Raw genomic sequence first — 13512 nt, forward strand, 5'->3', positions numbered from 1 at the left:
ACCGACGCGTTGGGAACTCATGTTTCGCCGTACTCTTGCCATATTCGCTACCGCAGCGGTAGCAGCCTCCGGGCTGCTCGGACTGCAGCTCATCGCCTCGAGCCCGACCTCCGGCGGCATCGAGGCCGCCGCGGCGGCCGACGCCAGCGCGTTCGACCCGGGCAACCTCATCAGCGATGAGAACTTCTACAACGGCAACGCGATGTCCGCGGCCGAGGTGCAGCAGTTCCTCGTCTCGCGCAACACCTCGTCGTCGTCGACGGCGCTGCGCAACTACACGCAGGCGACGCCCTCGATGCCGGCCACACAGTACTGCTCCGCCTACTCGGGAGCAGGCGGCGGAGAATCTGCGGCCGACATCATCGCCAAGGTCGGCCAGGCCTGCAACTTCAGCCAGAAAGCCATGCTCGTGCTCCTCGAGAAGGAGCAGAGCCTCGTCTCCATGTCCAGCCCGACCCTCGGTCGGCTCGCGGCTGCGACCGGATTCGGATGCCCTGACACCGCACCCTGCGACCAGAGCTACGGCGGCTTCTTCTACCAGGTCTACAACGCGGCCCGGCAGTTCCAGAACTACAAGGCAAACCCGTACAGCTTCAACCACATCCCGTTCGCGTCGAACAACGTGCTGTACAACCCCAACTTCTCCTGCGGCTCCTCCGCGGTCTACATCTCGAACTACGCGACCGCAGGCCTCTACAACTACACGCCGTACCAGCCCAACCAGGCAGCGCTGAACAACATGTACGGCGAGGGCGACGGATGCTCTGCCTACGGCAACCGCAACTTCTGGAGCATGTACACCGACTGGTTCGGTGACCCGAAGGGTGCCGTGAGCGTGCCGTGGCTCGTCAAGGCCGAGGGCTCCTCGCAGGTGTACTTCCTGTCTGAAGACGTGCGCTACCCCGTGACCGCTTCCAAGGTCGCCGACTTCGCCTACGCACTCGGCGCCGTCTCGACGGTCCCGGCCTCGACGCTCGACAAGTACTCGACGGGTGCCGACGTCGGCGAGATCCTCGCCGGCCCGGATGGCGCGCCGTATTACATCGACGATGGCGTGTTCCGCAAGGTTCGCAACTGGACCGTGGCCGCGGACTTCGGCTACCAACAGGGTTCCGACCTCGCGAAGATCACGCAGGAGCAGCTCGACAGGTTCAACGACGGCGGCGCACTCGAGAAGTTCGTGCAGAACACGAGCGGACAGATCTTCTTCATCGAGGGCACCACGAAGCGCGAGGTCGCGGATATCGCGGAACTCGGCGAGCAGGGCATGTACATCGGCATCACGAAGCTGAAGGACGACAAGATCGGCTTCCTGAGCGACGGCGAGCCCTTCCTGACCGGTGGCGCGATCGTCGAGAAGCTCGACGGCTCCGGCAAGGTCCTCCTCGATGCTGACCTCACGGCGCACGCCGTCCCGGCCGCACTGTCCGACTTCAGCGCGTTCAAGGCGACCGGCAGGTTCGGCCCGGCCTACGCCAAGCTCAGCCAGGGCGACGCCCTCTCGGCAGAGCCGCTCGTGAGCGATGGAACCGCGACGTACGTCCACACCGACGGCGGTCTGCTCCGCGTACCGGCCTCGACCTACGGCGCAGCGAACTTCGTGTCCATCCCAGCTGGGATCATCAGCGTCCTCGGCACGAACGGCTCCGTCACCGGCGCCCACTTCGTCCAGGAGAGCGGCAGCGACAAGATCAACCTGGTCGTCGGCGGCGAGCGAGTCGAGTTCTCCTCGAAGAGCGACGCCGAGGCAGAGGCCACGAAGCGTGGCATCTCCAGCACGATCTACACGGTGCCGGCCGGAACGCTCGACGGCATCAAGACGGGCAACGGCATCACCAACGGCGCCCTCATCAAGAGCCCAAGCAGCGACACGCTGTACGTGCTCGACGGTGCCCACCTCACCAAGGTGGCCAGCAGCGAGCTCGCCGAGGCGTACGGCTTCGGCACCAACCCGTACGTCATCACCCAGGCCTCGTTCGACCGCATCCCGATCAAGGATGCTGCGATCACGACCAACCAGTTCCGCTGCGGGGATGACGCCTACGTCGCCTCCAACAAGCAGGCGTACAAGCTCACGCCAGAGCTCGCGGCCGCCTACGGCATCGACTTCCCGACCCTCTCGGCGCAGCTCTGCGGTGTCGTCCCGAACGCCGGCAAGGCGATGACGGAGTTCATCGAGGACGGCAGCGGCAAGATGTTCTACGTGCACGACGGTGAGAAGCAGCACATCTCCTCGCCGAAGCTCGTGGTCGAGTTCGGTGCTGTCGGCAAGGTGATCAAGGTTCCGACGAGCTTCGCCGACCAGATCACCACGGGCGCGCAGCTCACGAAGCTCCCCGCAGGCTGGGGCGAGCCCACCGAGACGCCAGCGCCGACCGAGACCGCGACGCCAACTCCGACCGCGACCGCCACGGCTACACCTGAGCCAACGGCCACGGCCACGCCTGAGCCGACTGCTTCGGCGACGCCGGAGCCCACGGCATCCGCCACGGCTGAGCCCACCGCGACTGCGACACCCGAGCCGACGAACCCGTCGCTCGAGCCGACCCCGACGTCGACGGATGCCCCTGGCACCCCCGAGCCGACGGAGACGGCGGCTCCCGAGCCCGCAGTCGAGCTCACCGCTGGCGAGGTCATCACCAACCGCGCCGGGACCGGAACCTGGATCGTGAACGGAGACGAACTCCTGCAGGTCGGCTCCCCAGAGGTCGCCGCGCAGCTCGGGCTCGCCATAGAGAACCCACGCAGCGTGCCGGACGCGAACTTCGCGGAGTTCGGTGAGAACACCTCACCGCTCTACACCTCGGCGGTCACCGTCGGCGGCGTCTCCTACATCGGAGTCGACGGAGAGCTCGTGCCCTTCGCGACACCCGAGTACGCAGCGGCGTTCGGACTCGACTTCGCCCTGATCTCGCCCGAGGTTGGTGCGGGCCTCACGGTGTCCGCGACAGCAGAGCCCATCACGGACCGGGTCTTCGGCCCGGACGGGACCCTCTACGTCGCCAAGGACGGCGTGCTGCACCCGGTCGACCCGTCGCTCGCGACACCGGTCGTGACCGAGACGACGACTGCGACGGCAGAGCCGACCGAGACCGGGGCCCCAGCGGCGACCGACGGCACGGGGGAGACCCCGGCAGTCGACGGCAGCCAGGACGAGGCGACCGCGACGACCGACCCGACGGCAACTGCCACCGAGGAGCCAGTCGAGACGCCGACTGAAACCCCGGCAGAGACCGCCGCAGCTGACGCCCAGGGCGACGAGACGCCCACGGCGGAGCCCACGGCGACCTCGGAGCCGACGACGTTCCAGCTGTCGCGTGAGCTGTTCTCCACCTTCCGCATCGGAGAGCCGGTTGCCGGCTGACGCCTGACCGCATGACAGAAGACCCTCGCCTCGGCGGGGGTCTTCTGCATTCTGCAGCTCCGAGACTGCAGCCACAGAGACGAAGGAACCCCCGCCACCTGGCGGGGGTTCCTTCATCGATCATCCGGCCGAGTCTCGACCCGGCTCCCGAATCACTGGCCTGGGAGCTTGGCGACGATGCGCGCATCCATCGCCAGCACGCCCTCGAGCGCAAACGGCGAGCCTGCGTGCACACCGAACCGGAACGAGCCGGTGAGGCTGTCGACAGGAGTCGTGCTCTCGTCGCGCCACACCTCGGCGTTCACGACGTACTCACCAGGAGCGAGCGCGAGACGGTCGAGGTGGAAGTCCATGCTGCCCTGGCCGACCTGCACGGAGTCAGGCTGCCAGCCGAGCTGCTTGCAGGAGGTGCTCCAGATGCGGACCCCCTCGAGGGTCTCGATCGCGATCTTGAAGTTCGGGCGCTCGACGGGGCGCCTCGCCTCGAAGTTGAGGCGCACGGTCGGGGACTCGCCCGTCCGCACTTCGTTGTTGACGGTGCCGCCCTCGTTGACGAGCTCGATCGAGTCGATGTACAGCTCGCCGCTGCCGTGGCGCTGGCCGCCGCCCTCGATGATCTCGGTGACGTTGCCGGAATCCCGGTACTTGTCGATGATCGCCGTGGCTGGCCCGACTTCCTGCAGCACGCCCTGCTCGAGCCAGGCGGCCCGGTCGCAGAACTCGCGCATGCCCTCGAGGCCGTGCGAGACGACGACAACCGTGCGTCCGCTCGCCTTGAAGTCGGCGAACTTCGCGCGGCACTTGGCCTGGAAGTCCATGTCGCCGACGGCGAGCACCTCGTCGACGAGCAGCACGTCGGGTTCCGTGTGGATGGAGACCGCGAAGCCGAGGCGCACGTACATGCCGCTCGAATAGTTCTTCACGGGCTGGTCGATGAACTTCTCGATGCCGGAGAAATCGACGATGGAGTCGAAGCGGCTGTCGATCTGCTGCTTCGACATGCCGAGGATCGAGCCGTTGAGGTAGACGTTCTCGCGTCCCGTCAGCTCAGGGTGGAAGCCGGAGCCCACCTCGAGCATGGCGGCGATGCGGCCGCGGGTCGTGATGGTGCCCGAGTTCGGGGAGAGGATGCCGGCGATGCACTTGAGCAGCGTCGACTTGCCGGAGCCGTTGCGGCCGAGCAGACCGAAGGTGCCGCCTTCCGGCACCTCGAAGGTCACGTCGTCGAGCGCCTTGAACTCCTCGTACTTGGCCCGCCCGCCCTTCAGGACCGTCGCCTTGAGCGACTGGTTCCTGTCGTGGTAGATGCGGAAGGTCTTCGAGACGCCGGAGACGTCGACTGCTGTGCCTGCCATTAGAGCTCCTCCACGATGTTCTTCGAGAACCTGGTGAACACGAGGATGCCGATGACCAGCATCACGACGGCCCAGACGCCGATGTACAGCCAGTTCTCGAGCGGGGGCACCTGGTAGTCGTAGACGATGTTCCTGATCGACTCGAGCATGCGCTGGGTCGGGTTGAGCTGGAAGAGGAAGACGAGCGGCCACGGCTCGCCGAAGAGCAGGCTGCCCTCCTCGGTCAGCTTGTCTTGAGCCTGCTGCACCATCGTCAGCGGGAACATGACGCCGGAGGCGTAGAGCCACAGCTGTGTGAGGATGCCCCACAGGTGCTCGATGTCGCGGAAGTACACGACGACAACCGAGAGGATGAGGGCGAGGCCCAGCACGAACATGATGATGAGGATGATGAGCGGGATCATGAGCGGCAGGTACGCGAGCACCATGGGGCCGCCGATGAAGCACATGATCAGGGTGATGACCGCGATCTCGATGACGTAGGTCCACGCGTTCGCGAGGATGCGCGAGAGCGGCAGCACCCAGCGCGGGAAGTAGACCTTGCGCAGCAGATCGGCGCTCGACAGGAGCGAGCCCATGCCGCCGTTGACCGAGTTGGAGATGAAGCCCCAGCTCACGACGCCGATACCGATCCACAGGGGGAAGAAGTGCACCCCGGAGTTCGCGCCTGGAGGCGCGGAGATCTGGAAGAGCAGCCCGAAGACGAGCGAGAACGTCGCGATCTGCGCGAGCGGGTTGATGAGCGACCAGATTCGCCCGAGCGCTGTGCGCTTGTACTCCGACCGGATCTCACGGAGAGTGAGATTCACCAGGAGATTGAACGTGAGACCCCGAGACTGGGACCGCACGGAAACAGGCTTAGACATTGTCCTCCGCACACCTTGTGACGCTGGCCCCACGGAGGGGCCGCCCAAGACTAACACCAGGGTTCCAGGCCGCCTCGGAGCCTGGCGGCGCGGCTCTGGCGGGCCGCGTGTGCGGGACTATGGGGGTCAGCGTCCGGCTCGGAAGTTGCGGTAGGCGGCCCGCGACCGGCTGTACATGGGGCGCAGGGCATTCGCGATTCCGGGGGTGCGACTCAGCACGAGGCCCTTCGCGCGTCCGAGCGGCGACTCGGCCTGCGACGCGAGGTAACGGCGGACGAGCTCGACCTGCTCGCGGAACAGCCCGGGCAGGCCGGCCGTGATCTCCTGCACCTTGTACTCGAGGAGCGTGTGCGAGATGGCCGCGTTGTGGGTGGTCAGCACGGTGCGGATGTGGAAGCCCTCGCTGATCGCGGAGTAGCCGAGCAGTCGCTCCAGGACGTGGGGGAGGCCCCCATCCGCGTACTGGCCCTCGTCGGGGAAGTCTTCCCAGGTGAACCCGGCCTGCACAAGCGGACGCAGCGACTCGGGCCGGGCGATGAACATCGACCCGAGGGGAGCCAACGGGCTCGTCTCGTCGAACTCCACGCGCATCCCGAGCTTCGCGGCCAGTTCCTTCGCGGGTTCGAGGTTCGCGAACCAGGCGCGCCCGAGCGTCGGGAAGCCCATGTGGATCATGGGCGGGAAGACCATGCCGAGCGTGGGGTGGTCGACGAACAGGCGCAGCAGGTTCGTCGTGTAGCCGGGCGAGTTTAGGAGGTTCTGGAACAGGTGCTCCTTGAAGTGGCGCCCCGAGTTGAAGCCGTTCTGGGGGCTCTTCTTCGAGTGCAGCTTCACGACGATGTCGTAGCGCCCGGACTCGAGGACGTCCTTGCAGGTGAGCAGGAACGCCGAGATGTCGCGGCCGCGGTTGGAGCCCACGATGCGCACGTCGTCGTTCGGGCGACCGAGCTCGACGAGTCGCTCCTGAATGGCCTTCTGCTTGTCGGAATTCGCCGTCGTAACGACGAGGTCGTAGCCACCGGGGATCGTCTCGGCGAGCTCGACGATCTCATCGATCATCTCCTCGTAAAAGACGTGGGCAATGACGACGACGTTGAGGGCGCTCGGGTCGGCGCCACCGAGGTCGACGTCTGGCATGATCTCGAGCAGCGCCGCGTTGGTGTTCAGGATGCGCGGTTTGGCGGTCGTGCCGATGTCCTGCCAGAGCAGGTCGAGCGGGTACTTCTTCTCCTCGAGCTGCTCGAGCACGCGCTTGCCGATGATGGCGAGCTCATCCAGGTAGATGGGGTCGTGGAAGAAGAAGCGTCGCTTGACGATGGGGCAGCCGTCGGCGATGAGGACGTCGGCGAGGTTGAAGATGGGGTGCTGGTCGCCGTAGCGCGCGGAGGGGTACGCCACCCACGACGTCATGCCCGCCGACTCGAAGTAGTGCGTGAAGCGGGCCTCGTGGAGCATGACGGAGTCGTCGTAGGAGTCGATGCGCGGCATGTCATCCCAGTACGAGCGCCACGCCTCTGACGTGAACATGCTGCGGCGCACGCCGATCCAGTGCGACTGGATGTGGCGGTGCATGACCCCCGTCATGGTGATGGGGTTCGGGACGACGGCGGCGTGGTCGGTGATGCCCCAGAAATCGACGGTCTTCGCATCGGCTTCCTCGAGCAGCGGTGCGAACGAGCCAATAGGGCCGTAGAAGGTGTAGTTGGCGAGCACGAGCTCGTCGTAGTCGCGCAGCCGGTCTGAGCCGAACTCGCGAAGCGCGTCTCGGTACGCCCAGACGTCGTAGCCGACGTTCTCGCGCTCCCACACCGTGTCGGCCACGGCTTCGAGCCGCTGACGCGAGTCGGTGGTCAGGGGGGAATTCGAGACGACGAAGATGTGCTCGGCGTGGGCACGCAGCTCGCGGAGGCAGTGCTCGACGTAGCCGCCGACGTGACCCTGCTTGTCGTAGACGAGGAAAAATACCACTCGACGCATGTGACGGGCGTCCTTTGCTCTGCTCACCGCGACCCCGGCTGGAGTCTGTCGGGGCCGGGCGCCGGTGGGCGCCAGCCGATCCCCCATGCTACAGCGGGGTAGCCTTGGCCCATGAAAATCGTCATGACCATGATGGTTCGCGACGAGGCCGACATCATCGCGGCCGTCGTGGAGCACTCGCTCGCTCAGGGCATCGACCACCTCATCGTCACCGACAACGCGTCGGTCGATGGAACTCGCGAGATCCTCGAGGAGTACGAGGCCAAGGGGGTCCTGACGCTCCTGCACGACCCCGAGCACAAGAAGCAGCAGGCCCAGGTCGTGACGCGCATGGCGCGCGCAGCTGCCGCCGAGCACGGTGCGGACTGGATCATCAACGGCGACGCCGACGAGTTCGTCTTCGCACGAGACCGCTCGCTGACCGTTCGGCAGGCGCTCGAGCACTACGGCCTCGAGCTCACGACCTTCCGAGTTCCCGTCGTCAATATGGTCGGTTCGTTCGGCCGCGAGGGCAGTGGACTCGCTCGTCTCCTCTTCCGAGACGAGCGCCCCATCGAGGAGCTGAACCGTGCAGGGGTGTTCGCTCACCCGACACCGAACGCCATCCACATCGGCTCGGCGGACGTGGAGGTCGCGCACGGCAACCACTTCGTCTCGCTCGAGCAGCAGGGCGATGTTCCTCGAGGCTTCGAGCTCGAGGTGCTGCACGTGCCGTGGCGCTCGTGGTCCCAGTTCGAGCGGAAGACCGTGGCGATGGCGCTCGGCTTCGAGGCGAACCCCGGGCTGCGCCCCAGCGCGAACCACCACGGGATGCGCGACTGGCGTCGCTACAAGGCAGGCGTGCTCGAGGACTTCTTCGCGCTGCGCATGCCGACGACCTCGGAGCTCGCCGGAGGCGGCTACGTGGAGGACACCTCGATCATCGACGCCCTCCGCGCCATCGGCGACACCGCTGTCGTGCCCGCGCAGCTCTCCGCAGTGCTCGACGACGACCACGACGAGGTCTACTCGGATGAGCAGCTGCTGCGCCTCCGCGAACGCGCTGCGCTGTTCCAGAAGTACGACGATGTGGCACACGAGGAGGTGCGCCTGCTCCGCGAGGAGGTCGACGAGCGCAACTCGACGCTCTACCAGCGCGAGCTCGACCTGGCCGGCCTGCGAGCCGGCTACAACGAGCTCGGACAGCGCGAGGCCGAGGCGCAGACGAAGCTCTTCGAGCTCCAGCTCCGCGAAGACCGCACCGCTGCCGCCGAGCACAGCGCGGCGGACGCCCGGGCGCAGGCCGCGAGGCTCGGCGCCGAGCTGACCGGCGTCCGTCAGCAGCTGCAGACGGTCGAGCGGATGCCGTCGGTCAAGCTCGAGCGCAAGGCGCGACGTGCGGCGAAGTCGGTGCTCGGGCGCTGAGCCTCCGAGCACGGAGAAGGGGCACGGTGTCGAGTGATCGACACCGTGCCCCTTCTCTTCAGGCGTGAGCGTTCAGCCGCGAGGGATCACGAGCCTGCGCGTGCCGCCATGAAGGACTGGATCGCGGTCGCGTCTCCGTAGACCTCTTTCGAGTCGTACGGGCGGTCGGGGAAGGCGCCGTACTTCAACGCGATCTCGAGGTGGTTGTCGGCGATGAATCGCTCGACGTGCTCGCCGAGCGACACGGGCACCCCTGATCCGACGTTCACGACGCCCCGGAGCTCGTCCTGCAGAGCGACGGCGGCGATCTGCCTGCCGAGCTCCTCGACGTGGATGAAGTCGAACTTCGCCTTGCCCGAGGTGAAGGGGAACTCCGCCTTGCCAGCATCCGCGGCCTCGAGGAGCTTCGTGAAGATCGACTGGTTGTTCCGGTCGTCCCCGTAGATGTAGTAGGCGCGCAGCCACTGCAGCGTGACCTTCTCGTCGAACGCGAGGAACGACGACTTTCGGAGGGCGTCCTTCGCGATGCCGTAGAGCGACAGCGGGTTCGTGGGCGTCTCGGCGGTGATCGCACCCTCGTGCCTGCCGACCTCGTGCATCGTGCCGAGCACTGCGAGGCGCTTGACGCCTGCCTCGGCGGCGGCGTTCAGGAATCTGAAGTGCTCGGAGAGCTTGAGCATGTGCACGGGGGAGTTGTGGGCGAAGCCCGCCTCCCACGCCAGGTGGATGACGGCGGCGGGAGCCGGGTCGAGGATGCTCGAGTAGTCGGCGTCGCTGCTCAGCAGGTCGAGCTCCACGATGCTCGCATCTGGGTTCACCTTGGCGGCACCGCCGGGCCGGACGACGGCGACCACGTCGGCATCTTCGGCGAGCAGCGCGTTCACGACGTGGCGCCCGATGTATCCCCCAGCGCCGGTCACCAGCACCCGTTGGCGTTCTGTCATGACGTTCCTTTCGACAAGGCCCCCACTCTAACGGAGCACGACAGCCGCACTCCGAGGCCAGCCAGGGCGGCACACGTTCCGTGCCATGATGTTTGCTGCGGTGGACGAGGCGGCGCAGGACGCGCGGCCGCTCGCAAAAGAGGAGACGCATGACGAGAACGACAGCCAGCGTGGTCGAGACGACTCCTCCTGCTTCTCGGCTCCCTGACTGGATGCGACGAGACTGGGTCTGGGTCGTCACGGTCTTCGTCGTGGTCACCGTCTGGACGTGGCTTCGGATACCCCTCCCGGACCACGATGTCGTCTGGGCGGAGGACGGCGTCATCTTCCTCAAGGAGCAGATCGAGCGCGGAACGCTCGCGACGCTGCTGCATCCGTACGCCGGATATCAGCACTTCCTTCCTCGCCTCTTCAGCGCGGCGGTCGTCGAGTGGGTGCCCCTCGAGTCCTACAACCGTGCGGTGTTCACCGTCTGCGTGGTGTTCGCCGGGCTCACAGCGGCCGCGACCTACCGGCTGACCCGGGGCATCATCCGCTGGATCCCTGGCCGGGTCCTCATGTCGCTCATCCCCGTTGCGGTGCCACTGCTGAGCCTCGAGATCATCGGCAACTTCGCCGACCTGCACACCTACTGCCTGTGGCTCGCCGCCTGGATCGCGCTCTCGAAGCCCGCAAGCAAGGTCGAGGGCGTGCTCTGGGGTGTGGTCGCGCTCGTGGCCTGCCTCACCGAGGTACAGGCGCTGCTCGTCGTCCCGATCGTGATCGCCAGACTGTTCTGGGACCGCAGCCTGCCCGTCATCGCGATCGCGACGGGCACGCTCGTGGGCGTCGGAACGCAGATGTTCTCGTGGCTCACGACCCCCCGCCCCATCAAGGAGGGCGTCGACATCGGCATCCCGGATGTCGTCGTCGGCTGGCTCGTGAACGCGGTGCTGCCCATCTGGAACGGGCACCGCGAGACGAACTCCATCCTGCTCGCCGAGTACGGGTGGAAGATCCTCGCGCTGGCGGTGCTGCCGTTCGCGCTCGCTGCGCTCGCCGCGCTCATCTTCGACAAGGCGTACCAGCGCTTCGCGCTCTGCGCCTTGCTGTTCATCTCCGCGGCATCGTTCGGGGGCTCGCTGCTCGTGAACCCGCACGAGTCGTTCCAGTACGCCCGGTTCGTCGGCCCCGAGTGGTTCCTCGTGCCGATCGACCTCCGCTACGGCGCGGCCGCGGCGCTGTTCGTGCTCGCGGCTCTGCCGTTCGCCGCCTCGTCGCTGGTGATGCGCTTCAGCCCGAGGTTCCCGATCGCCGCGCGATCGGTGGTGCTTGTGCTCTCGACGATCGTGCTCGGCTACATCGCCATCCAGGGGCCGGAGGTCGCCTCCGCGAAGACGATGGCGAAGCCGTGGAGCGCTCAGGTCGAATCGGCCGTCGTTGCCTGCGAGGCGTCTCCGGGGTCGAGCTTCACGTTCGAGAGCGCGCCCGGCATCCGATACTTCGACCTGTCCTGCGCCGACGTGCTTGAACGGTCGAGCCTGCGCCCCTGACCTCGGAGCAACCGGGCCATGGGCGCGGGACTGCTCTGCGCGTTCTCAGGACAGGGACTGCACCCGGGCCACGAGCGTCGAGGCGCGCGCGCCGCCGCTCGGCCCGACCGCGCGGTTGATGCGACGGAGCAGGTCGAAGGTCATCGACAGCAGGTACTTCGCGAGCTTGGGAGTGACGGCGACGCGTGGGACGAACCCGGCGGTCTGCACGGCCAGGGCCGTGAGCTTCTGCCAGTCGCGGGTGCTCAGCTGGACGAGGCTCCCGTACGGGGCAGCCGCGACCGCAGCCCCCAACGCGCGGACGGCCGCTGTCCGGAGCACGACAGTGCCGCCTGATCCCTGCAGCGGGGCGGTCCTGCGCGAGTACGGTACCGCGATGCCCAGCATCGTGGCGATTGCCTCGAAAGCCGGAGTCGTGTCCTCCCACTCTCGGCCGAGCTCCCCGAAGTGCTCTCCGTGCAGGAGCGGGGCCGCGACGAGGAGGCCGAGCTCTCTCGAGCGCTCGAACTCGGCGATCGCGGACGATGGGTCGGGCAGGGAGAAGGTCTCGGATCCGAAGGCTCGCGCGTCGACGAGGTCGGCGAGGCGGCCGCTCTGGTGGAAAGCGTCGGGGCCGAGCACGATCGTGACCTCCTGGTCGATCCTGCTGGCGGCTTCCGACCAGTGCGAGGTCACCTCGATGCGCGTCGCGCCGGATTCCCGGACGAGGCCGTCCACGTCCTCGAGACGCGATCGGGTCCCGGTGACGACAAGTGCCGAACGGCCGGCGATTCGGCGCGCCTGCTCGAGCCGCTCCTCGAAGCCCGCACCGACGGGCACGAGGACCGCGAAGTCCTGCACGGGCTCGTCCGAGGTCTCGAGCATGACCCAGTCATGCAGGGTCGAGAACTGCGCGTACTGGTCCATGCTGCGCTGCATATGGGGGCGAAGCTGGGCCATGTCGAAGCGGCCGGAGGTCCCGAGGAACTCGTAGAGCCCGGTCGCGTTGAAACCGGCCATCTCCTCGATCGTCGAGGGGATGCCCGCGAAGAGCGTCTTGCGCTTGAAGAAGGGGCAGTTGCGCTCTTCGATCAGCCGCACGGGGTACGTGTTGAGCGGGTAGAGCGTGTACGGCTCGAGGTCCGTCGTATCGACGTAGGGCTCCCAGGTGAACCCGAGTCGGTCGAAGAACCACGTGAACTTGGCCTCGTGCTTCGCGACGGCGTGCGAGTAGTCGGGGATCGGCGGGAGGTCGTCCCAGTAGTCCTGGAAGGGCTCGGAGAGGAACATGGAGCGCCGCACGGCGATGAAGTGCGACTGGATGTGCACGGGCAGCGTCGGGGTCTCCAGCACGCCGAAGGGGTCGAACGGCGCCGCGTGGTGCACGTTCACTCCCCAGAAGTCGAGGTCCTTCGCGTCCATCGTGTCGAACATGAGACCCAGGTCGGCGACGGGGCCGACGATCGTGAAGTTGAACATCACGAACTCGTCGTACTCGGCGAGGCCCTGCCAGCCGATCGAGTCGATGGCGGTCTTGTAGGCCCAGGAGTCGAAGCCCTCGTTCGGGCGCACGATGAGCTCGGTGTCCGGCCGGGCCGCGAACAGCTCCCGCCCGGCGTCGTCGAGCTCGCCGTTGACGACGACGATGACGTGGTCGAGGTGCGGCTGCATGCCGTCGAGGAGGGTCGTGACGTAGTCGTCGACGACGCCCTGCTCGTCGAAGAAGAAGAAGATGCCGAGTCGCTTGGGAGCCTTGAGGTCGCTCAGCTTCACTTGAGGCCACCGAGGAGACGACGCGGGACCGCGAGGATCCGTCTCGGGATGCTGCGCACGATCGAGGGGAGGCGGCGCACGAGGTTGCGAGCGCGCTGTGCGGTCGTGGGCCGCACGTTGAGGTGGTAGTGCGCGTCGTCCAGGGAGTTCTGCAGTGCCAGGATGCGGGCCTTGAGCTCGGCGTTCTCCGCCTTCTCCTCGGCGCGTTCGCGGGCGAGTTCGTCGAGGCGTTCGCGGAGCTCCTCGATCTCGACCAGGAGTTCTGCGGAGCTTCGGGTATCGGGTGCGCTGCTTGGCATGGCCCCGAGCATATCGCCG

General features: G+C 66.9%; 9 protein-coding genes. 3 read left to right on the forward strand and 6 right to left on the reverse strand.

Annotation, left to right across the window (positions count from 1 at the left end; translation table 11 throughout):
* The first annotated feature begins 19 nt into the window (after positions 1–19).
* Positions 20–3364 (forward strand): hypothetical protein, encoded by a 3345-nt coding sequence (locus ITJ67_RS07260; RefSeq protein WP_194677178.1) that lies wholly within the window; start codon positions 20–22, stop codon positions 3362–3364.
* Positions 3365–3516: 152 nt separating this feature from the next.
* On the opposite strand, the gene ITJ67_RS07265 is transcribed toward ITJ67_RS07260, so the two are convergent.
* The 3 genes from ITJ67_RS07265 to ITJ67_RS07275 form a co-directional block, all read right to left on the reverse strand.
* Positions 3517–4719 (reverse strand): ABC transporter ATP-binding protein, encoded by a 1203-nt coding sequence (locus tag ITJ67_RS07265; RefSeq protein WP_228502407.1) that lies wholly within the window; start codon positions 4717–4719, stop codon positions 3517–3519.
* Positions 4719–5528, reverse strand: coding sequence for an ABC transporter permease (locus ITJ67_RS07270; protein ID WP_181062634.1), 810 nt, complete (start codon positions 5526–5528; stop codon positions 4719–4721). The genes ITJ67_RS07265 and ITJ67_RS07270 overlap by 1 nt, the downstream gene beginning before the upstream one ends.
* 183 nt (positions 5529–5711) lie before the next feature.
* Positions 5712–7589, reverse strand: a complete 1878-nt coding sequence (locus ITJ67_RS07275) for a rhamnan synthesis F family protein (RefSeq protein WP_323741411.1) — start codon at positions 7587–7589, stop codon at positions 5712–5714.
* An 84-nt stretch (positions 7590–7673) separates the two neighbouring features.
* Between ITJ67_RS07275 and ITJ67_RS07280 the strand changes: the two genes are divergently transcribed.
* The gene (locus ITJ67_RS07280; protein ID WP_228502408.1) at positions 7674–8966 is read left to right on the forward strand and encodes a glycosyltransferase family 2 protein; all 1293 of its coding nucleotides are present in this window, start codon (positions 7674–7676) and stop codon (positions 8964–8966) included.
* Between the two features lie 86 nt (positions 8967–9052).
* On the opposite strand, the gene ITJ67_RS07285 is transcribed toward ITJ67_RS07280, so the two are convergent.
* The gene (locus tag ITJ67_RS07285; RefSeq protein WP_160072623.1) at positions 9053–9910 is read right to left on the reverse strand and encodes an NAD-dependent epimerase/dehydratase family protein; all 858 of its coding nucleotides are present in this window, start codon (positions 9908–9910) and stop codon (positions 9053–9055) included.
* A gap of 149 nt (positions 9911–10059) precedes the next feature.
* On the opposite strand from ITJ67_RS07285, the gene ITJ67_RS07290 reads away from it, so the two are divergent.
* On the forward strand, positions 10060–11442 hold the full coding sequence (locus ITJ67_RS07290) for a hypothetical protein (RefSeq protein ID WP_194677179.1): 1383 nt from the start codon (positions 10060–10062) through the stop codon (positions 11440–11442).
* A gap of 45 nt (positions 11443–11487) precedes the next feature.
* On the opposite strand, the gene ITJ67_RS07295 is transcribed toward ITJ67_RS07290, so the two are convergent.
* Positions 11488–13194, reverse strand: a complete 1707-nt coding sequence (locus tag ITJ67_RS07295; protein WP_194677180.1) for a rhamnan synthesis F family protein — start codon at positions 13192–13194, stop codon at positions 11488–11490.
* Positions 13191–13493, reverse strand: a complete 303-nt coding sequence (locus ITJ67_RS07300; protein WP_160072617.1) for an iron-sulfur cluster co-chaperone HscB C-terminal domain-containing protein — start codon at positions 13491–13493, stop codon at positions 13191–13193. Before ITJ67_RS07300 ends, ITJ67_RS07295 begins: the two co-directional genes overlap by 4 nt.
* Between the last annotated feature and the right edge of the window lie 19 nt (positions 13494–13512).

The sequence above is a fragment of the Pseudoclavibacter sp. VKM Ac-2867 genome, from assembly GCF_015351275.1.
Lineage (GTDB): Bacteria > Actinomycetota > Actinomycetes > Actinomycetales > Microbacteriaceae > Pseudoclavibacter.